Source organism: Novosphingobium capsulatum NBRC 12533 (assembly GCF_001598375.1).
GTDB lineage: Bacteria > Pseudomonadota > Alphaproteobacteria > Sphingomonadales > Sphingomonadaceae > Novosphingobium > Novosphingobium capsulatum.
The window spans coordinates 64,870-84,439 of record NZ_BCYV01000011.1; the positions used below are offsets into that span (position 1 = coordinate 64,870).

Below are 19,570 nucleotides of genomic sequence, written 5' to 3' on the forward strand. Positions count from 1 at the left end.
CTAGGCCCTATTCATCCAGCTCCCAGCGGATCGAGCCGAGGTAGATGCCCGTGGTGGCCGCACCACTAGCATCGGTAGCGACGGCGAACCGCGCACGGCTGGCGATGCGTGCGCAGGCCGTAGCGTCCAGCAGATCGTGCCCGCTGCTGGCGGTGATCGCGCAATCGGCGACGCGCCCGTCGCGGCCGATCGTTAGCCGAAACCGGGTTACGCCGGTCCAGCCCTCGCGCACCGCCTGGCCAGGATAATCGTTGCGCGTAACCCAGTCGCCGGGATTGCCCTTGGGTGTGGCGCGCTGTGGGGTGGCCTGGGGCTGCGGTTCGGGCGGCGGCGGGAAGAACGGCTCGGTTGGCCGGATCACCACGGGTCCGTCGTCGATCTGCGGCAGCGTACTCGGGCCAGTTTGGGGCAGCGGATTGGCCGGGGCCAGCTTGTCGATGACCGGCGGCGTGGTGTCGATATGCGTGGGCGCGGTTGGCGGTGGCTTGCGCTCGGGCGTTGGGGCTGGTTTCGGCGGCGGGGGTGGCACATAGGTCCAGTTGTTCCCCTGTAAGGTGTGGTGGATCACCGCCGTAATCGCGCCGCCCGCGAACATGGTGAGGAGTGCGGCGCCCACCCCCAGATGGAGCAGGCCGACCGCAAGGCCGATGCGCAGCGAAGGACGACGGGCAGTCTGATCGACGTAAGCCATGCGTTTCTCCTCTCAGCCATGTACCGGCGGCCTGATTGTGCCTGCCGGGCAACGCCTGCGCGCTCCAAGCGCGTGGGGCGGGCATTGCAATGGTGATGGTATCACATGTCAGGACGCGACAAAGTGAAATCTCAACCGCGCTGGTAGTAATTGCACCGTGGCGCCTGCCTTGACCGGATCGGCCCTTTGGCGTAGGGGCGCACTCGTTCCGGTATGCATTTGCGTGCTGCCGGCCAGTTAAAGAGCTGAACATTGCCGGTGCGCATGGGGCTGCAAGTGGCGGTAATCCGCCATGGGTGGCCCTTTTCCCTTTGGGTTGGATCTTGCCGAATCGGCAAGGGCGCCTGCCGGGATGCCAGCCGTCAAAGTAACCCGGTGCCGTTGGCCTGGGTGGAGTGTTTTCGGCTCATTCGATGCGTCATGCGCTGCGGCCTCGTGCTGCGCAGTGCCGACCTATTGCATGAGGCGTCTTTCCTTCACCTGTTCCGGCGTTGCCATAACCAAGGTGAAGAGTACTTCATGCCTACGATCAACCAGCTGATCCGCAAGGGTCGCGTCCCGCAGAAGGCCAAGAGCAAGGTCCCTGCGATGGAGCAGAACCCGCAGAAGCGCGGCGTTTGCACCCGCGTCTACACGACCACCCCGAAGAAGCCGAACTCGGCTCTCCGCAAGGTCGCCAAGATCCGTCTGACCAACAGCCGCGAAGTCATTTCGTACATTCCCGGCGAAGGCCACAACCTGCAGGAACACTCCGTGGTGCTGATCCGCGGCGGCCGTGTGCGCGACCTTCCCGGCGTGCGCTACCACGTGCTGCGCGGCGTGCTCGACACGCAGGGCGTCAAGGACCGCAAGCAGAGCCGTTCGAAGTACGGCGCCAAGCGTCCGAAGTAATGGTGGCCGCAAGCGCGGCTGGTGGGGGCAGGTGATGCTCCGCCAGGCTGCCTTGCCGGAATGAGCGGCTGGCCTTGAAGCTGGCCCGATCAGAAGGAATTCAACATGTCACGTCGTCGTCGTCCGGAAAAGCGGGTCATCCTGCCCGATCCGAAGTTCGGTGATCAGGTTCTGTCGAAGTTCATGAACAACCTCATGCTCGATGGTAAGAAGTCGGTTGCCGAAAGCATCGTCTATGGCGCTCTCGACACCATGCAGACCCGTGCCAAGGCTGACCCGGTTCAGCTGTTCCACGATGCGCTGAACAACGTGAAGCCGCACATCGAAGTGCGTTCGCGCCGCGTTGGTGGTGCCACCTACCAGGTTCCCGTGGAAGTGCGCCCCGAGCGCGCCCAGGCCCTGGCGATTCGCTGGCTGATCACGGCCGCCCGCAACCGTTCGGAAACCACCATGTCGGCCCGCCTGTCGGCTGAACTGCTGGATGCCGCCAACAACCGTGGCAACGCCGTGAAGAAGCGCGAAGACACCCACCGCATGGCCGACGCCAACCGCGCGTTCAGCCACTACCGCTGGTAAGCTTCCGAAAAACTGGTCACGTGGCCGTCTTCAAACGGTCACAGCAGTAACCATATGGGGTGGGCTGGAGCAATCCGGCCCTTCCCGAACCCAAGGAACACACCATGGCCCGCAGCCATCCGCTCGAGCGTTACCGCAACATCGGTATCATGGCGCACATCGACGCCGGCAAGACGACGACGACCGAGCGCATCCTTTACTACACCGGCAAGTCCTACAAGATCGGCGAAGTGCACGACGGCGCTGCGACGATGGACTGGATGGAACAGGAACAGGAACGCGGCATCACGATCACGTCGGCCGCGACGACCTGCTTCTGGAACGACCACCGCATCAACATCATCGACACCCCCGGCCACGTCGACTTCACCATCGAAGTCGAACGTTCGCTGCGCGTGCTCGACGGTGCGGTTGCGTGCTTCGACGGCGTTGCCGGCGTTGAGCCGCAGTCGGAAACCGTGTGGCGCCAGGCTGACAAGTACGGCGTGCCGCGCATGTGCTTCATCAACAAGCTCGACCGCACCGGCGCCAACTTCAAGTACTGCGTGCAGTCGATCATCGACCGCCTCGGTGCCAAGCCTGCCGTGCTCTACATTCCGATCGGTCTCGAAGCCGATCTGAAGGGCCTGGTCGACCTGGTCAATAACCGCGCGATCATCTGGAAGGACGAATCGCTCGGCGCCGAATTCTTCTACGAAGAAATCCCGGCTGACCTGGCTGACGAAGCCGCGATCTACCGTTCGGAACTGATCGAACTCGCCGTCGAACAGGACGACGAGGCGATGGAAGCCTATCTCGAAGGCAACGAGCCCGACGCCGAAACGCTCAAGAAGCTGATCCGCAAGGGCACGCTGAACCACTCGTTCGTGCCGGTGTGCTGCGGCTCGGCGTTCAAGAACAAGGGCGTGCAGCCCCTGCTCGACGCCGTGGTCGACTACCTGCCTTCGCCGCTCGACATCGAAGACGTCCAGGGCGTAAAGGTCGACAGCGACGAGAAGGACAGCCGTCCGCCCAAGGACGACGCGCCGTTCTCGGCTCTGGCGTTCAAGGTCATGAACGATCCGTTCGTCGGCTCGCTCACCTTCATCCGCATCTATTCGGGTACGCTCACCAAGGGCACCTACCTGAACTCGGTGAAGCAGAAGAAGGAAAAGGTCGGCCGCATGCTCGAAATGCATGCCAACGACCGCAAGGACGTGGACGAAGCCTTCGCTGGCGACATCATCGCGCTGGCCGGCATGAAGGAAACCACCACGGGCGACACGCTCTGCGCCGAACGCGCGCCGATCGTGCTCGAACGCATGGAATTCCCCGAGCCGGTTATCGAACTGTCGGTGGAGCCCAAGACCAAGGCCGACCAGGAAAAGATGGGCATCGCGCTCAATCGCCTGTCTGCCGAAGATCCCTCGTTCCGCGTCTCGACCGATCACGAATCGGGCCAGACGATCATCAAGGGCATGGGCGAACTGCACCTCGACATCATCGTCGATCGCATGCGTCGCGAATTCAAGGTGGAAGCCAACGTGGGCGCGCCCCAGGTGGCCTACCGCGAATACCTCGCCAAGCCGGTGGACCTCGACTACACGCACAAGAAGCAGTCGGGTGGTACCGGTCAGTTCGGCCGCGTGAAGGTCAAGATCACGCCGGGCGAACGCGGCTCGGGCATCATCTTCAAGGATGAAATCAAGGGCGGTAATATTCCCAAGGAATATATCCCCGCGATTGAAAAGGGCATGCGCGAAACGGCAGCCACCGGTTCGCTGGTTGGCTTCCCGATCATCGACTTCGAAATCCTGCTCTACGACGGTGCTTACCACGACGTCGACTCGTCGGCCCTGGCCTTCGAAATCGCCGGTCGCGGTGCCATGCGTGAAGCGGCTCAGAAGTCGGGCATCAAGCTGCTCGAGCCGATCATGAGCGTCGAGGTCGTGACCCCTGAGGAATTCATGGGTGACGTGATCGGCGACTTGAACTCGCGTCGTGGCCAGATCCAGGGTACCGACAGCCGGGGCAATGCCCAGGTCGTCGACGCCATGGTGCCGCTCGCGAACATGTTCGGCTACGTGAACCAGCTGCGTTCTTTCACGCAGGGTCGCGCGCAGTACACCATGCAGTTCTCTCACTATGACGAAGTTCCGGCGAATGTCGCGGCTGAGGTCAAGGAGAAGCTTGCCTGATCACTCTGATCAGGCTAGGGGCGGCGCCTGATTCCGTCGGGTGCCGTACCCCGCAGAATTCACAGACAAGCGAATAGAAGGTTTGAACAATGGCCAAGGCTAAGTTTGAGCGGAACAAGCCGCACTGCAACATCGGCACCATCGGTCACGTTGACCATGGCAAGACCACGCTGACCGCAGCGATCACCAAGGTCCTCGCCGAAACCGGCGGCGCGACGTTCACGGACTACGCGAACATCGACAAGGCTCCTGAAGAGCGCGAACGCGGCATCACCATCTCGACCGCACACGTCGAGTATGAAACTGCCAACCGTCACTACGCGCACGTCGACTGCCCGGGTCACGCTGACTATGTGAAGAACATGATCACCGGTGCCGCCCAGATGGACGGCGCGATCCTGGTCGTGAACGCTGCTGACGGCCCGATGCCGCAGACCCGCGAGCACATCCTGCTCGCCCGCCAGGTCGGCGTGCCGGCTCTGGTCGTGTACATGAACAAGGTCGACCAGGTTGACGACGAGGAAATCCTCGAACTCGTCGAACTGGAAGTTCGTGAACTGCTCTCGTCGTACGACTTCCCGGGCGACGATATTCCGATCGTCAAGGGTTCGGCTCTGGCCGCTCTCGAAGGTCGCGACGACAACATCGGCAAGAACTCGATCACCGAGCTGATGGCCGCTGTCGACAGCTACATCCCGCAGCCGCCGCGTCCGACCGACAAGCCCTTCCTGATGCCCGTCGAAGACGTGTTCTCGATCTCGGGTCGCGGCACCGTGGTGACCGGCCGTATCGAAACCGGCATCGTCAAGGTGGGTGAAGAAGTCGAAATCATCGGCCTCAAGGACACCCAGAAGACCACCGTCACCGGCGTGGAAATGTTCCGCAAGCTGCTCGACCAGGGTGAAGCTGGCGACAACGTTGGCGCCCTGATCCGTGGCATCAAGCGTGAAGAAGTCGAGCGTGGCCAGGTTCTCGCCAAGCCCGGTTCGGTGACGCCGCACACCGAATTCGCCGCCGAAGTCTACGTGCTGTCGAAGGACGAAGGTGGCCGTCACACGCCGTTCTTCGCCAACTACCGCCCGCAGTTCTACTTCCGCACCACCGACGTCACCGGTGAAGTGGTTCTCCCCGAAGGCACCGAAATGGTGATGCCGGGCGACAACCTCACCCTGTCGGTCAAGCTGATCGCGCCGATCGCCATGGACGAAGGTCTTCGCTTCGCCATTCGCGAAGGCGGCCGGACCGTCGGTTCGGGGGTTGTCAGCAAGATCACGAAGTAATATAGGCGCCGGACCGGCGGGAGATTCGCTCTCCCGCCGGACGGTCTTTTTGATCAGTCGCCCCGCTTTCTCCCCATCCATCGGGAGGGGATCAGAGGGTAGGGCGGCTGGTTTTTGTTTTCGCTCTTTCGCATCGGTAAACGGACATGGAAGCCCAGAACATCCGCATTCGCCTTAAGGCCTTCGATCATCGCGTACTGGACCAGGCCACTGGTGAAATCGCGGACACCGCCCGCCGCACCGGCGCCCTGATTCGTGGTCCCATTCCGCTGCCGACCCGCATCGAGAAGTTCTGCGTCAACCGCGGTCCGCACATCGACAAGAAGTCGCGCGAACAGTTTGAAGTCCGCACCTACAAGCGCCTGCTTGACATCGTGCAGCCCAACGCTGCCACTGTCGACGCGCTGATGAAGCTGGACCTCGCTGCCGGCGTGAACGTCGAGATCAAGCTGGCCTGATGCCAGCGCCCTGGCCCCGCCCCCACATGTGTGGCGGGCAGGGCGGCTTGACCGAGCCTCATCGGTTTCCAGTTTTGGGTCACTTGTGATCCATCATCTCTTCCGGCCCTGAGGCTGGCTTGGCGGAAAATTCGTTCTGCCGCGACAAAAGGGATACCTCCGGCCTCCTGCCGCTGCCTTCGGGTGCGGCGCCAAGGGTCGGGAAAGCGTCCCCCGTTCGCTCCTGTTCAGGCAGGGGCACTCAGCCCGGACGGGGCATGCTTCTTATACGGGCTGAACACGCCTTTGGGGGATGGGCCCTCGAAGGCCTCTGTGAGGAGTATGAGATCATGCGCACCGGCGTGATCGCGAAGAAGGTGGGTATGACCCGCCTGTTCCAGGAAGATGGTCGGCACGTGCCGGTCACCGTCCTTTCGCTTGAAGATTGCCAGGTGGTTTCGGTCCGCACTGCCGAACGTGACGGTTACGTCGCGCTTCAGCTGGGTGCTGGCGAAGCCAAGCAGAAGAACGTTGCCAAGCCGCAGCGCGAGCACTTCGCCAAGGCAGAAGTGCCGCTGAAGATGCAGGTCGCCGAGTTCCGCGTCGCTGATGACGCGCTGCTCGATGTCGGTGCCAGCATCGCCGCTTCGCACTTCGTTGCTGGCCAGTACGTGGACATCACCGGCCACACCCAGGGCAAGGGCTTTGCCGGCGCCATGAAGCGTTGGGGCTTCGGCGGTATGCGCGCCACGCACGGCGTGTCGATCTCGCACCGTGCCCACGGTTCGACCGGTAACCGCCAGGATCCGGGTCGCGTCTTCAAGAACAAGAAGATGGCCGGCCACATGGGCGACCGTCAGCGCACCCAGCAGAACCTCGAAATCGTTCGCACCGACGATGCGCGCGGCCTGATCTTCGTCAAGGGCTCGGTCCCTGGCGCGAAGAACGGCTGGCTGCTCGTTCGTGACGCGGTCAAGGTCGATCGCCATGCGCAGGCGCCCTATCCCGCCGGTCTCAAGGCCGCCAACACCAACGAACAGGCCGCTCCCGAAGCCGCCGATGGCCAGGAGGGCTAAGTCGTGAAGGTTCAAGTCCTCAATCTGGACGGTTCGACCGCCGGCGACGTGGAACTCGCAGATGACGTGTTCGGTCTCGAACCGCGCGCCGACATCCTGCACCGCGTTGTGACCTGGCAGCTGGAAAACCGTCGTGGCACGGCCCGTGGCGCTCGCGAGCGTTCGGACGTTGCCCGCACCGGCAAGAAGTTCGGCCGTCAGAAGGGTGGTGGTACCGCTCGTCACGGCGACCGCAAGGCCCCGATCTTCATCGGCGGTGGCAAGGCCCATGGTCCGCGCGTTCGTGACTTCAGCGTTTCGCTGAACAAGAAGGTGCGCGCTCTCGGTCTCAAGATGGCGCTCTCGTCCAAGGCCCAGAACGGCCTGGTCGTGATCGACAGCCTGGAACTGACCGACGCCAAGACCAAGGCGCTGGCCGGTACGCTGGCCAAGGCCGGCTTCGGCAAGAAGGTGCTCGTCGTGGATGGTGAGCAGGTCAACGAGGGCTTTGCCCGCGCGGCCCGCAACATCGTCGGCGTCAACGTGCTCCCCGCCATCGGCGCCAACGTCTACGACATCCTGAAGCATGATACGCTGGTGCTGACGCGCGCCGCGGTCGAGAAGCTGGAGGCGCGTTTCAATGGCTAAGGACGCAATCGACACGCGTCACTATGACGTGATCGTGGCTCCCCACATCACCGAAAAGGCGACGCTGCTGAGCGAAAACAATGCCGTGGTCTTCAAGGTTGCCGAAAAGGCGACCAAGCCGGAGATCAAGGCGGCGGTGGAAGCCCTCTTCAATGTCACGGTCACCAAGGTGAACACGCTGACCCAGAAGGGGAAGACCAAGCGCTGGAAGGGCAAGCCCTACAAGCGCACCGACGTCAAGAAGGCCGTCGTGACCCTGGCCGCGGGCCAGTCGATCGACGTCACCAGCGGTATCTGAGGCGAAGGCATAGACCATGGCACTCAAGAGCTATAACCCGACCAGCCCCGCACGCCGCGGCCTGGTCCTCGTCGACAAGTCGGCTCTGTGGAAGGGCAAGCCTGTCAAGGCTTTGACCGAAGGCAAGAGCAAGACCGGCGGCCGCAACAACAAGGGCCACGTGACCAGCCGCGGTATCGCGGGCGGCCACAAGCAGAAGTACCGCTTCATCGACTTCAAGCGTCGTAAGTGGGACATGCCGGCCACTGTCGAGCGTCTCGAATACGATCCCAACCGCACCGCGTTCATCGCCCTCGTCACGTACGAAGACGGTGAGCAGGCCTACATCCTGGCGCCGCAGCGCCTGGCTGTTGGCGACGTGGTGGTTGCCGGTGAGAAGACCGACGTGAAGCCTGGCAATGCGATGCTCCTGTCGCAGATGCCGGTTGGTACCATCATCCACAACGTGGAAATGAAGCCGGGCAAGGGCGGTCAGATCGCCCGTTCGGCCGGTACCTACGTCCAGCTCGTCGGTCGTGACCGCGGCATGGTGATCGTTCGCCTGAATTCGGGCGAGCAGCGCTACCTGCGTGGCGACTGCATGGGCACCGTCGGCGCCGTGTCGAACCCCGACAACTCGAACCAGAATCTTGCCAAGGCCGGTCGTAACCGCTGGCTTGGCCGTCGTCCGTTGACGCGCGGTGTGGCAAAGAACCCGGTCGACCACCCGCACGGTGGTGGTGAAGGCCGCACCTCGGGTGGCCGTCATCCGGTCACTCCGTGGGGCAAGCCGACCAAGGGCGCCCGCACCCGTCACAACAAGAAGACGGACAAGTTCATCATTCGTTCGCGCCACGCGAAGAAGAAGAGGTAAGACCCCATGGCACGTTCCGTCTGGAAGGGCCCCTTCGTCGACCTGCACCTCCTGAAGAAGGCCGAAGTGGCCCAGGATGCTGGCAGCCGCGCTGGCCCCATCAAGACCTGGTCGCGTCGTTCGACCATCATCCCGCAGTTCGTTGGTCTGACGTTCAACGTCTACAACGGGCAGAAGTTCATCCCCGTCTCCGTGAGCGAAGAGATGGTCGGCCACAAGCTTGGTGAATTTGCGCCGACGCGCAACTTCCCCGGCCACGCCGCTGACAAGAAGGGTAAGCGCTGATGAGCAAGTCTGCTGCTCCCCGCCGGGTCGGTGACAAGGAAGCTCTGGCCGTCAACACGAACATTCGTGGTTCGGCCCAGAAGCTCAACCTGGTTGCTGCCCTGATCCGCGGCATGAAGGCTGAAGACGCCCTCAATGTCCTGTCCTTCTCGAAGAAGGCCATGGCGGTTGACGCCCGCAAGGTGCTCGCTTCGGCGATCGCCAACGCGGAAAACAACCACAACCTGGACGTCGACGCGCTCGTCGTGGCGGAAGCCTCGGTTGGCAAGTCGATCACGATGAAGCGCTTCCACACCCGTGGTCGTGGCAAGTCGACCCGCATCCTGAAGCCGTTCTCGCGCCTTCGGATCGTCGTCCGTGAAGTCGAGGAGGCCTGAGCCATGGGTCACAAGTCGAACCCCATCGGTCTGCGTCTGCAGATCAACCGCACCTGGGACAGCCGCTGGTACGCCGAAGGGCGCAACTACCAGCAGCTGCTGAAGGAAGACCTTCAGATCCGCAAGTTCATCGTCGAGAGCCTGCCGCAGGCAGCGATCTCGAAGGTGGTGATCGAGCGTCCGGCCAAGCTGTGCCGCATCTCGATCTACGCGGCCCGTCCGGGTGTGATCATCGGCAAGAAGGGTGCGGACATTGAAAAGCTCCGCGCCAAGCTTGCCAAGCTGACCAACAGCGACGTGAAGCTGAACATCGTTGAAATCCGCAAGCCGGAAATCGATGCCAAGCTCGTTGCCCAGGGCATTGCCGACCAGCTCGTCCGTCGCGTGGCGTTCCGCCGTGCGATGAAGCGCGCTGTTCAGTCCGCGCTGCGTCTTGGTGCCGAAGGCATCAAGATCACCTGCGGTGGCCGTCTCGGCGGGGCGGAAATCGCCCGCGTCGAATGGTACCGTGAAGGTCGCGTTCCGCTGCACACCCTGCGCGCGCACATCGACTACGCCGAAGCCGAAGCCCACACCGCCTACGGCGTGATCGGCATCAAGACCTGGATCTTCAAGGGCGAGATCCTGGGTCATGACCCGCTGGCGCAGGACCGCCTGATGCTTGAGGCACAGACCTCTGGCGTCCGTCCGGCGCGCTGAGGCTTGAGGATAGGCTAGCACCATGCTGCAACCCAAGAAGACCAAGTTCCGCAAGGCGTTCAAGGGCCGTCTCCACGGCAACGCCAAGGGCGGCACCGACCTCAACTTCGGCTCCTATGGCCTCAAGGCCATGGAACCGGAGCGGGTCACCGCTCGTCAGATCGAAGCGGCTCGCCGCGCGATCACCCGCCACATCAAGCGCCAGGGCCGTCTCTGGATCCGCATCTTCCCTGACCTTCCGGTGACCAAGAAGCCGGCAGAAGTCCGTCAGGGTAAGGGCAAGGGTTCGGTGGAATACTGGGCTGCCCGCGTGAAGCCCGGCAAGATCCTGTTCGAGCTCGACGGCGTCGCCGGCCCCCTGGCCGCCGAAGCTTTCAGCCGCGCTGCGATGAAGCTGCCGATCAAGACCAAGGTTGTGGCTCGCCTCGGCGATACCTCGCACCTTGGTGGCGAGTAAGGAGTAGGAATGATGGCTAAGTTCGAAGACCTCCGCGTCAAGAGCGACGACCAGCTTACTGCTGACCTCGCCGAGCTGAAGCGCGAACAGTTCAACCTGCGCTTCCAGGCGGCGACCAGCCAGCTGGAGCGTCCGGCGCGCATCAAGGAAGTGCGCCGCGACATCGCGCGGATCAAGACCTTGCAGGGCGAGCGTGCTCGCACTGCCAAGGCTTAAGGAGACACACGATGCCCAAGCGTATCCTGATCGGGACCGTGGTTTCCGACAAGACCGACAAGACCGTGGTCGTGAAGGTCGAGCGCAAGGTGAAGCACCCGCTGTACGGGAAGATCATCCGCCGCTCGAAGAAGTATCACGCCCACGATGAGGCGAATGCCTTCAAGACCGGCGAGACGGTGCGGATCGAAGAGACCTCGCCGTACTCCAAGCTCAAGACCTGGAAGGTTATCGACCGGGTTCTGGCTGGGAAGACCGCCGCGATCGAAGCGGACGTTTGACAAAACGTCCGTTCTCGGTCTTAGGGAGCGTCACGTTTTTGGAACTGCCGGACTGGTTCCGGCAAGCCAGTGAGAAGGAACCGGATCAATGATCCAGATGCAATCCAATCTCGACGTCGCGGACAACAGCGGCGCGAAGCGCGTCCAGTGCATCAAGGTGCTGGGCGGGTCTAAGCGTCGTACCGCAAGCGTCGGCGACATCATCGTGGTGTCGGTGAAGGAGGCGCAGCCCCGCGCCCGTGTCAAGAAGGGCGACGTCCATCGCGCGGTTATCGTGCGCACCAAGAAGGACGTTCGTCGTCCCGATGGCAGCGTGATTCGCTTCGACGGCAACGCTGCTGTGCTCGTCGGCAAGAACGAAGAGCCCATCGGCACCCGTATCTTCGGCCCCGTGGTGCGCGAACTGCGCGGCAAGGGCTTCATGAAGATCATCTCTCTTGCTCCGGAGGTGCTGTAATGGCTGCCGCCAAGATCAAGAAGGGCGATAACGTCGTCGTTCGCACGGGCAAGGACAAGGGCCGTGCCGGCACCGTCCTCCAGGTTCTTCCCAAGGAAGACAAGGTCATCGTGGCCGGCGTGAACGTCGCTGCCCGTCACCGCAAGCCCAGCCAGCAGAACCCGCAGGGTGGCATCGATCGCTTTGAAGCGCCGATGCACATCTCGAAGGTTGCCGTGGCCGACAAGGATGGCAAGCCCACCCGCGTCCGCTTCGAAACCCGCGATGGCAAGAAGGTTCGCGTGGCCGTCAAGTCCGGGGAGGCCATCGATGGCTGACAAGTACACTCCGCGCCTCAAGGGCAAGTACGACGCTGAAATCGCAGCCGCGATGAAGGCGAAGTTCGGCTACAAGAACGACATGGAAATTCCGCGGATCGACAAGATCACGCTGAACATGGGCGTTGGCGAAGCGAGCCAGGACAAGAAGAAGGTCCAGACCGCTGCAGCCGAAATGGAACTGATCGCTGGCCAGAAGCCCGTGATCACCAAGGCCAAGAAGTCGATCGCGCAGTTCAAGCTGCGCGAAGGCATGCCGATCGGTTGCAAGGTTACCCTGCGCCGTGAACGCATGTACGAATTCCTTGACCGCCTGATCACCATCGCAATGCCCCGCATCCGCGACTTCCGGGGCCTGAACCCGAAGTCGTTCGACGGCCGTGGCAACTATGCGATGGGTCTCAAGGAACAGATCATTTTCCCTGAGATCAGCTACGATCAGATCGACAAGGTGCGCGGTCTCGACATCATCGTGACCACCACCGCCAAGACCGACGACGAGGCACGTGAACTGCTTCGCCTGTTCGGTTTCCCGTTCCCGCAGGAAGCCGCCGAACAGGCGCAGGCCGCCTGAAGCCAGTCATAGGAAAGAGCTTAAGTCCATGGCGAAACTGAGTTCGATCAACAAGAACGAGCGTCGTAAGAAGCTCGTTGAAAAGTTTGCGGCCAAGTACGCCGCGCTCAAGGCCCAGGCCGACGATGAATCGCTCGAAGAAACCGAGCGCCTCATTGCCCGTCTGAAGATGGCCGAGCTGCCGCGTAACGCGAATCCCACGCGTGTCCGCAACCGTTGCAACACCACCGGCCGCCCGCGTGGCTACTACCGCAAGTTCGGTCTCTGCCGCATCGAACTGCGCGATCTCGCCAACAAGGGGCTCATCCCCGGCGTGACGAAGTCGAGCTGGTAAGGAGCCTCTACGATGGCATTGACCGACCCCCTGGGTGACATGCTCACCCGCATCCGCAATGGCCAGCAGGCGAAGAAGGACTCGGTCCTCTCGCCCGCTTCCAAGCTGCGTGCACACGTTCTCGAAGTTCTTCAGCGCGAAGGCTATATCCGCGGCTTCAGCGAAGACGCCACTGGCGTTCACCCGCAGCTGCGCATCGAGCTGAAGTACTTCGAAGGCCAGCCTGCGATCAAGCATGTGGCCCGCGTCTCCAAGCCTGGCCGCCGCGTCTACTCGGGTTCCAAGGAACTCCCGGTTGTGCGCAATGGCCTGGGCATCACCATCGTCTCGACGCCGAAGGGCGTGCTTTCGGATGCCGAAGCACGTGCTGCCAACGTCGGTGGCGAAGTGCTGGCGGAGGTGTTCTGATGAGCCGCATCGGCAAAAGGCCGGTGGCGATCCCGAGTGGCGTCACCGCTGACATCGCGAACGGCGTGCTGACCGTGAAGGGCCCCAAGGGTACCCTCACGCTCTCGCTCGTCGACGAGATCAACTACGCCGTCGAAGACGGTGCGATCTCGGTGCAGCCTGCCAACGATACCAAGCGCGCTCGCGCGTTCTGGGGCATGCAGCGCACGCTCGTTTCCAACCTCGTTACCGGCGTGACCGAAGGCTATACCAAGGTCCTTCTGATCACCGGCGTCGGCTACCGTGCCAATTCTCAGGGCAAGAACCTGAAGTTGCAGCTCGGCTACAGCCACGACGTCGATTTCGCCGTGCCGGAAGGCATCGAGATCAAGACCCCGGATAACACCACGGTCGAAATCTCGGGTATCGACAAGCAGAAGGTCGGCCAGGTTGCGGCCGAAATTCGCCGCTGGCGCAAGCCCGAACCCTACAAGGGCAAGGGTATCAAGTACCGTGGCGAGTTCATCTTCCGCAAGGAAGGGAAGAAGAAGTAATGGCCAAGCTGTCTCTCTTCGATCGCCGCCGTCGCCGCGTCCGCACTGCCCTCAAGGCACGTGCTGGCGGTCGTCCGCGTCTCTCCGTGCATCGCACGGGCCGTCACATCTACGCGCAGATCATCGACGATGCTGCCGGCCGTACCCTGGCCGCCGCTTCCTCGCTGGTGAAGGGCGAGAAGTCGATCGGCGCCAATGTCGACGCTGCTGTCCTGGTGGGCAAGCAGATCGCCGAACGGGCCAAGGAAGCCGGTGTCACCACCGTCGTCTTCGACCGTGGCGGTTACCTGTTCCATGGCCGCGTCAAGGCGCTGGCTGATGCTGCCCGTGAAGGCGGCCTGGAGTTCTGATCATGGCTGACGAAACCAACCTGCAGGGCGATGCCGCTGCCCCCGTCGAACAGACCGGTGGCGAGCAGCGCGAAGGTCGCGGTCGTGGCCGTGGCCGTGGCGGCGAGCGTGGCGAACGCGGTGAACGTGGCGGCCGTGGCCGTCGCGACGACCGTCGTGGCCGCAACAACAATGACGAGGACCAGGGTGAAGAGCTGATCGAAAAGCTCGTTCACATCAACCGCGTCTCCAAGACCGTGAAGGGCGGCAAGCGCTTCGGCTTTGCGGCTCTGGTCGTGGTCGGCGATGGCAAGGGTCGCGTTGGCTTCGGCCATGGCAAGGCCCGCGAAGTGCCGGAAGCCATCACCAAGGCCACCGCTTCTGCCAAGAAGAAGATGGTTCGCGTTCCGCTCAAGGAAGGCCGCACCCTTCACCACGACGGCAAGGGTCGTTTCGGTGCGGGCAAGGTCAATGTGCGTTCGGCCCCGGCCGGTACGGGCATCATCGCGGGCGGCCCGATGCGCGCCGTCTTCGAAAGCCTGGGTGTGCACGACGTGGTGACCAAGTCGGTCGGCACTTCGAACCCGTACAACATGATCCGCGCCACCTTCGACGCGCTGCAGGACCAGACTTCGCCGAAGTCTGTTGCCCAGCGTCGCGGCAAGAAGGTCGCTGATCTGCTCGGTCGTGGTGGTGCTTCGCAGGTCGAAGCCGAAGCCGCTGCCGAAGCCATCGCGGAGTAATCGGTCATGGCTACGATCAAGATCAAGCAGATCGGTTCGCCGATTCGTCGCCCGGAACATCAGAAGAAGATTCTGATCGGCCTGGGCCTGGGCAAGATGAACCGCGTGGTTGAAGTGGAAGATACCGCTGAAACCCGTGGCGCCATTGCCAAGCTGCCGCACATGGTGGCCGTGGTCGACTGACCATAGCCCTCTGAGCAGAGCTTTCAGAAAGGCCCCGCGCATCGTCTGGTGCGCGGGGCCTTTCGTTTGGCGTTCCGGGGGGAGGGGCTTCGACAAGCTCAGCCCGAACGGCAATCGCACCAAATTCCCACCCCGTTCGCCCTGAGCCTGTCGAAGGGCGCTAGCGCTAGCGAGCTGCAATCCGATCAAGACTCGCCCTCAGGGGGTGACAAGCTGGCCCCAACCCACTAAGGGCGCCTCTTCCTATCAGCGCGACTCAAAGCGAAAGCGAGTGCATCTCATGAAGCTTAACCAGATTTCCGACAATGGCGGCGCCCGCAAGGGCCGCATGCGCGTGGGCCGTGGCATCGGCTCGGGCAAGGGCAAGACCGCTGGCCGTGGCCAGAAGGGTGCCAAGGCGCGTTCGGGCGTTTCGATCAACGGGTTCGAAGGCGGCCAGATGCCGCTGCACATGCGCATCCCGAAGCGCGGCTTCAACAACATCTTCGCCAAGGACTATGCCGAAGTGAACCTGGGCATGATCCAGAAGTTCATCGACGCTGGCAAGCTCGACGTGTCGGGCGTGGTCGATCACGCGGCGCTCAAGGCTGCTGGCCTGGCCCGTGGCGGCAAGCACGGCGTGCGTCTGCTCGCCAAGGGCGAACTGACCACCAAGGTCAGCTTCAAGGTTGCTGGCGCCTCCAAGGGTGCCGTGGCCGCGGTGGAAAAGCTGGGTGGCGCGGTTGAAGTGACCGTGGCCAAGGCTGCCGCCGAAGCCTGAGACCTTTTAATTATCGCGTAAAACGGGCGCGGGGGTTATTGCATCCCTGCGCCCGTCCTATATGGCCCGTACAGTATTGAACGCACCATATTGACGCGCAGCCCGCCGGGCGGGGCCTGACACATCCGAAGCGAATTTCGCGATCGGGCGTCGGCCGGACCGGGCCACAGCAAGGCTTGATACCCGACCATGGCATCCCGCGCCGATAACATCGCCAGCAACCTCAACCTGTCGAACTTCTCGAAGGCGACCGAACTTAAGAATCGCATCTGGTTCACGGTCGGTGCGCTGATCGTGTTCCGCTTCTTGAGCTTCGTGCCGTTGCCCGGCGTGAACCCGCTGATCCTCGAAACGCTCTACAACCAGACGCGCGGCGGGATCCTGGATATCTTCAACGCCTTTTCCGGCGGTTCGCTCCAGCGCATGAGCCTCATCGCTCTGGGCGTGATGCCCTACATCACCGCCTCGATCGTGGTGCAGCTGGCCGCCTCGCTTCACCCCGCGCTCGCCGCCCTCAAGAAGGAAGGCGAAAGCGGCCGCAAGAAGCTCAACCAGTACACCCGCTATGGCGCTGTGTTCCTCACGGCGGTGCAGGGCTATGCCATTGCCACGGGCCTTGAAGCCTATGGCGCTTCGAGCGGCATCCAGGCGGTTGTGCTGCCCGGTTTCCTGTTCCGCGTTACCGCTGTGATCAGCCTGATCGGTGGCACCATGTTCCTGTTGTGGCTGGGTGAGCAGATCACCGCGCGCGGCATCGGCAATGGCACCTCGCTGATCATCATGGCCGGTATCGTCGCGCAGATGCCCAAGTTCGTCGGCAACCTGTTCGAACAGGGTCGTTCGGGTCAGCTCAATGGCTTCGTGATTGCGGGCGTGATCGCGCTGATTCTCGGCGTCGTCGTGCTGATCTGCTTCTTCGAGCGCGCCACGCGCCGCTTGCTGATCCAGTATCCCAAGCGCGCCACGCAGCGCGGCATGATGGCCGCCGATCGCAGCCACCTGCCGCTCAAGCTCAACACCGCCGGCGTGATCCCGCCTATCTTCGCCAGCTCGCTGCTGCTGCTGCCGCTGACCATTACCCAGTTCGCCGGCAAGTCGATCTCGCCCGATACGACCACGGGCAAGATCATCATCGGCCTCAATCAGTACCTGGGCCACGGCAAGCCGCTGTATATGCTGCTCTATGCCCTGGGCATCGTGTTCTTCAGCTTTTTCTACACCGCCGTGGTGTTCAACCCGGAAGAAACGGCCGAGAACCTCAAGCGCAATGGCGGCTTCATCCCTGGCATCCGCCCCGGCAAGAACACCGAGAAGTATCTCGATTATGTGCTGACGCGCATCACCGTGCTGGGCGCCGCCTATATCACCTTCGTGTGCGTCATCCCGGAATGGATCATGTCCGAGACAGGGATGGGCACGCTGTTCTTCGGTGGCACCAGCTTGCTGATTGTGGTCAACGTCACGGTTGATACGATCACCCAGATCCAGTCGCACCTGCTGGCGCACCAGTATGGCGACCTGATCAAAAAGGCCAAGCTGAAGGGCCGACTGCGCTGATCGCGCAGGTGTCGAAGAGGGGGACTGCCAAAGTGAATATCATTCTTCTCGGCCCGCCGGGCGCTGGCAAGGGCACCCAGGCCCAACGCCTAGTCGAACGCCATGGCCTCAAGCAGCTTTCCACCGGCGATATGCTGCGCGCTGCCGTCAAGGCCGGCACGCCGGTTGGCCTCAAGGCCAAGGCCGTGATGGAAGCGGGCCAGCTGGTCTCTGACGAGATCGTCTCGGCGCTGATCGGTGACGAGCTTGACGCCATGGGCGCCGGCACCGGAGCCATCTTCGACGGCTATCCGCGTACTGCGGCGCAGGCCGAATCGCTCGATGCGATCCTGGCCAGCCGTGGCCGCAAGCTGGATCACGTGATCGAGCTGGACGTGAACGAAGACGCCCTGGTCGAGCGGATTACCGGCCGCTACACCTGCGCCACCTGTGGCAAGGGTTATCACGATACGTTCGAGCAGCCCAAGGTTGCCGGCACGTGCGACAAGTGCGGTAGCCACGAGTTCAAGCGCCGTCCCGACGATAACGAGGAAACCGTGCGCACGCGCATGGCCGAGTATCGCGCCAAGACTGCACCGATCCTGCCGATCTATGAAGCGCGCGGCATCGTTGCGCGCGTGGACGGCATGGCGGACATGGATGCCGTGACCGCCTCGATCGAGGCGATTCTGGCTTAAAGCACCCAGGCTTTCCGACTATCGTGGGAAGCCTGGAAACGTTGCGGCGAAAAGGAGTGTGCCTAGTGCGATCACGGCTTTCAAGCAGGGTCGCGGGGCTGCTTTTCGCCGCCGTGGCGGGCAACGCGGCTTTGGCCGTGCCCGCCCATGCCGAGATTGTTGCGCGCGATGACAACGGCTTTGTCATTCGCCAGACGGTCGACGTTGGCGCTTCTACAGCCGAGGCCTGGCGCACACTGGTCAAGCCGGCGACTTGGTGGTCGAGCGAGCACACCTTTTCCGGGGAAGCGGCGAACCTAACGCTCGATCCGGTGCCGGGCGGCTGTTTCTGTGAAAAGCTGCCGGCGAGCAAGCAAGGCGGGGCAGGGGCCCTGGCCGGCGGCGTCCAGCACATGCGCGTGGTCTATGTCGAGCCAGGGCGCGCGCTGCGCATGACCGGCGCGCTGGGGCCGTTGCAAAGCGAGGCCGTGCTTGGCTCCATGACGATCACGCTGAAGGCGGGTGATCGCGGTACGCGCATTCTCATCGAATATGTCGTGGGCGGCTACATGCGCTATCGCATGGATCAGATCGCACCGGCAGTCGATCGCATGCTGGGGCAGCAGATCGCCGGCCTGGCTGACAAGCTGGGCGGCGCGCTGGCCGGCGATGGCGCCGTGCCAATCATTACCCCCAAGGCCCCGGCTGACCGTTCTGACAACGGCGACTCGGCGCCGGTCTCGCGCAACGCACCGCAGGGCCCGTCGCTCGACCCCGATGGCGCGCCGGTCAGCAGCCGTCCGCTCGGCACCCTGCGTGGTCTGCCCAGCCTGCCGCCGGGCCCGGCGCGTAGCCGCACGACAGCGCCGGCGGTCTCCGGCGATGATGGTTTGGTCGTTTCGGACGACACCCCTGCGCCAGCAGCGGCCAGGGCCCCTTCGGCTAAGCCGGCTGTGGCCAAGGCAGCACCAGGCAAAGCGGCGGCGGCCAAGTCCGCCAAAAAGCCGGCGCCGGCCAGGGCCACTCCGGCCAAGCCCGCGCCCGCCAAGCCCAAGCCTGCGGCCCAGCCCGCAGGGGCGTCGCCGCGTGATGAAGCGACCGCGCAAAAAGACGCGCAGGCCGCATTCGACGCTGCCATGGGGCCGGGCAGCGATCACTGACAAGACGTGCCGACACGGTACGGGCGGGATCACGCCCGCACGCGAATCGTGCTTTGCGACGCGGCGCTTGTGGCGTATAAGGATGATGTCACCAAAGCTGGCCCCCGTGCTCATGGAGGGCCGCACGTTCACCCGTCTGCGTGGGTAACGTGCCCTTTGTGGTTGACCTTTCCCTGCAAAAAGCTTAAGCGCGCCTTTCACTCGAACGAGAAGGGTCATTTGAAGTCCGGGGCAAGTGCTTGCGCGGGCTGCAATTTGGCGTTTTTTGGCGGGTGTTGTCGCGATGAGATAGGGCGCCAATTTCGATTCGGCGCTCTGTGGAGCAAACGGAGAAACAA

29 protein-coding genes are annotated in these 19,570 nt (G+C 63.0%); 28 read left to right on the forward strand and 1 reads right to left on the reverse strand.

What is annotated here, in order from left to right; genetic code table 11:
- Window positions 1-7 precede the first annotated feature (7 nt).
- A complete protein-coding gene (locus tag SCA01S_RS10480) occupies window positions 8-691 on the reverse strand; it encodes an energy transducer TonB (protein WP_062785376.1) in 684 nt (227 codons plus the stop codon).
- Between the two features lie 519 nt (window positions 692-1,210).
- On the opposite strand from SCA01S_RS10480, the gene rpsL reads away from it, so the two are divergent.
- The 28 genes from rpsL (at window position 1,211) to SCA01S_RS22680 (ending at window position 19,232) form a co-directional block, all read left to right on the forward strand.
- Complete coding sequence (rpsL, locus tag SCA01S_RS10485; protein ID WP_022675067.1) at window positions 1,211-1,582, forward strand: 30S ribosomal protein S12; 372 nt, start codon at window positions 1,211-1,213, stop codon at window positions 1,580-1,582.
- 105 nt (window positions 1,583-1,687) lie between these two features.
- Complete coding sequence (gene rpsG / locus SCA01S_RS10490; RefSeq protein WP_022675066.1) at window positions 1,688-2,158, forward strand: 30S ribosomal protein S7; 471 nt, start codon at window positions 1,688-1,690, stop codon at window positions 2,156-2,158.
- Between the two features lie 104 nt (window positions 2,159-2,262).
- Complete coding sequence (gene fusA / locus SCA01S_RS10495) at window positions 2,263-4,335, forward strand: elongation factor G (protein ID WP_028657518.1); 2,073 nt, start codon at window positions 2,263-2,265, stop codon at window positions 4,333-4,335.
- An 89-nt stretch (window positions 4,336-4,424) separates the two neighbouring features.
- A complete protein-coding gene (gene tuf / locus SCA01S_RS10500) occupies window positions 4,425-5,615 on the forward strand; it encodes an elongation factor Tu (protein ID WP_022675064.1) in 1,191 nt (396 codons plus the stop codon).
- A gap of 146 nt (window positions 5,616-5,761) precedes the next feature.
- A complete protein-coding gene (gene rpsJ, locus SCA01S_RS10505; RefSeq protein WP_011444906.1) occupies window positions 5,762-6,073 on the forward strand; it encodes a 30S ribosomal protein S10 in 312 nt (103 codons plus the stop codon).
- Window positions 6,074-6,402: 329 nt separating this feature from the next.
- Complete coding sequence (gene rplC / locus SCA01S_RS10510) at window positions 6,403-7,128, forward strand: 50S ribosomal protein L3 (protein ID WP_022675063.1); 726 nt, start codon at window positions 6,403-6,405, stop codon at window positions 7,126-7,128.
- Between the two features lie 3 nt (window positions 7,129-7,131).
- Window positions 7,132-7,755: a 50S ribosomal protein L4 gene (gene rplD, locus SCA01S_RS10515; protein WP_062785378.1), complete on the forward strand. Its 624-nt coding sequence runs from the start codon at window positions 7,132-7,134 to the stop codon at window positions 7,753-7,755.
- Window positions 7,748-8,053 (forward strand): 50S ribosomal protein L23, encoded by a 306-nt coding sequence (locus SCA01S_RS10520; RefSeq protein WP_022675061.1) that lies wholly within the window; start codon window positions 7,748-7,750, stop codon window positions 8,051-8,053. The genes rplD and SCA01S_RS10520 overlap by 8 nt, the downstream gene beginning before the upstream one ends.
- Window positions 8,054-8,069: 16 nt before the next feature.
- Window positions 8,070-8,906 carry a 50S ribosomal protein L2 gene (gene rplB, locus SCA01S_RS10525; protein WP_022675060.1) on the forward strand — a complete coding sequence of 279 codons (837 nt, stop codon included), beginning with the start codon at window positions 8,070-8,072 and terminating at the stop codon, window positions 8,904-8,906.
- Window positions 8,907-8,912: 6 nt separating this feature from the next.
- Window positions 8,913-9,191 (forward strand): 30S ribosomal protein S19, encoded by a 279-nt coding sequence (rpsS, locus tag SCA01S_RS10530; RefSeq protein WP_022675059.1) that lies wholly within the window; start codon window positions 8,913-8,915, stop codon window positions 9,189-9,191.
- Window positions 9,191-9,568: a 50S ribosomal protein L22 gene (gene rplV / locus SCA01S_RS10535; protein ID WP_022675058.1), complete on the forward strand. Its 378-nt coding sequence runs from the start codon at window positions 9,191-9,193 to the stop codon at window positions 9,566-9,568. Before rpsS ends, rplV begins: the two co-directional genes overlap by 1 nt.
- Before the next feature lie 3 nt (window positions 9,569-9,571).
- Window positions 9,572-10,267: a 30S ribosomal protein S3 gene (gene rpsC, locus SCA01S_RS10540; RefSeq protein ID WP_022675057.1), complete on the forward strand. Its 696-nt coding sequence runs from the start codon at window positions 9,572-9,574 to the stop codon at window positions 10,265-10,267.
- 22 nt (window positions 10,268-10,289) lie between these two features.
- The gene (gene rplP / locus SCA01S_RS10545; RefSeq protein WP_022675056.1) at window positions 10,290-10,724 is read left to right on the forward strand and encodes a 50S ribosomal protein L16; all 435 of its coding nucleotides are present in this window, start codon (window positions 10,290-10,292) and stop codon (window positions 10,722-10,724) included.
- 9 nt (window positions 10,725-10,733) lie between these two features.
- Window positions 10,734-10,940 carry a 50S ribosomal protein L29 gene (gene rpmC, locus SCA01S_RS10550; RefSeq protein ID WP_022675055.1) on the forward strand — a complete coding sequence of 69 codons (207 nt, stop codon included), beginning with the start codon at window positions 10,734-10,736 and terminating at the stop codon, window positions 10,938-10,940.
- A gap of 11 nt (window positions 10,941-10,951) precedes the next feature.
- On the forward strand, window positions 10,952-11,221 hold the full coding sequence (gene rpsQ, locus SCA01S_RS10555; RefSeq protein ID WP_022675054.1) for a 30S ribosomal protein S17: 270 nt from the start codon (window positions 10,952-10,954) through the stop codon (window positions 11,219-11,221).
- 88 nt (window positions 11,222-11,309) lie between these two features.
- Window positions 11,310-11,678, forward strand: coding sequence for a 50S ribosomal protein L14 (gene rplN, locus SCA01S_RS10560; protein ID WP_022675053.1), 369 nt, complete (start codon window positions 11,310-11,312; stop codon window positions 11,676-11,678).
- Window positions 11,678-11,995 (forward strand): 50S ribosomal protein L24, encoded by a 318-nt coding sequence (gene rplX, locus SCA01S_RS10565; protein ID WP_062785380.1) that lies wholly within the window; start codon window positions 11,678-11,680, stop codon window positions 11,993-11,995. The genes rplN and rplX overlap by 1 nt, the downstream gene beginning before the upstream one ends.
- Window positions 11,988-12,569 (forward strand): 50S ribosomal protein L5, encoded by a 582-nt coding sequence (rplE, locus tag SCA01S_RS10570; RefSeq protein ID WP_022675051.1) that lies wholly within the window; start codon window positions 11,988-11,990, stop codon window positions 12,567-12,569. Before rplX ends, rplE begins: the two co-directional genes overlap by 8 nt.
- A gap of 28 nt (window positions 12,570-12,597) precedes the next feature.
- On the forward strand, window positions 12,598-12,903 hold the full coding sequence (rpsN, locus tag SCA01S_RS10575; protein ID WP_022675050.1) for a 30S ribosomal protein S14: 306 nt from the start codon (window positions 12,598-12,600) through the stop codon (window positions 12,901-12,903).
- Between the two features lie 12 nt (window positions 12,904-12,915).
- Window positions 12,916-13,311 (forward strand): 30S ribosomal protein S8, encoded by a 396-nt coding sequence (gene rpsH, locus SCA01S_RS10580; RefSeq protein WP_022675049.1) that lies wholly within the window; start codon window positions 12,916-12,918, stop codon window positions 13,309-13,311.
- Complete coding sequence (rplF, locus tag SCA01S_RS10585) at window positions 13,311-13,844, forward strand: 50S ribosomal protein L6 (RefSeq protein ID WP_054130540.1); 534 nt, start codon at window positions 13,311-13,313, stop codon at window positions 13,842-13,844. Before rpsH ends, rplF begins: the two co-directional genes overlap by 1 nt.
- Complete coding sequence (gene rplR, locus SCA01S_RS10590; protein WP_022675047.1) at window positions 13,844-14,194, forward strand: 50S ribosomal protein L18; 351 nt, start codon at window positions 13,844-13,846, stop codon at window positions 14,192-14,194. The genes rplF and rplR overlap by 1 nt, the downstream gene beginning before the upstream one ends.
- Before the next feature lie 2 nt (window positions 14,195-14,196).
- Entirely contained in the window at window positions 14,197-14,916 is a 720-nt protein-coding gene (rpsE, locus tag SCA01S_RS10595; protein WP_022675046.1) for a 30S ribosomal protein S5, read from the forward strand.
- Window positions 14,917-14,922: 6 nt separating this feature from the next.
- The gene (gene rpmD, locus SCA01S_RS10600; protein WP_022675045.1) at window positions 14,923-15,099 is read left to right on the forward strand and encodes a 50S ribosomal protein L30; all 177 of its coding nucleotides are present in this window, start codon (window positions 14,923-14,925) and stop codon (window positions 15,097-15,099) included.
- A gap of 280 nt (window positions 15,100-15,379) precedes the next feature.
- Window positions 15,380-15,859, forward strand: coding sequence for a 50S ribosomal protein L15 (gene rplO, locus SCA01S_RS10605; protein ID WP_022675044.1), 480 nt, complete (start codon window positions 15,380-15,382; stop codon window positions 15,857-15,859).
- Between the two features lie 189 nt (window positions 15,860-16,048).
- Window positions 16,049-17,416 carry a preprotein translocase subunit SecY gene (secY, locus tag SCA01S_RS10610; protein ID WP_054130538.1) on the forward strand — a complete coding sequence of 456 codons (1,368 nt, stop codon included), beginning with the start codon at window positions 16,049-16,051 and terminating at the stop codon, window positions 17,414-17,416.
- Window positions 17,417-17,448: 32 nt separating this feature from the next.
- Window positions 17,449-18,093, forward strand: coding sequence for an adenylate kinase (locus SCA01S_RS10615; protein ID WP_062785382.1), 645 nt, complete (start codon window positions 17,449-17,451; stop codon window positions 18,091-18,093).
- A 113-nt stretch (window positions 18,094-18,206) separates the two neighbouring features.
- Window positions 18,207-19,232: an SRPBCC family protein gene (locus SCA01S_RS22680; RefSeq protein ID WP_062785384.1), complete on the forward strand. Its 1,026-nt coding sequence runs from the start codon at window positions 18,207-18,209 to the stop codon at window positions 19,230-19,232.
- Window positions 19,233-19,570: the final 338 nt, after the last annotated feature.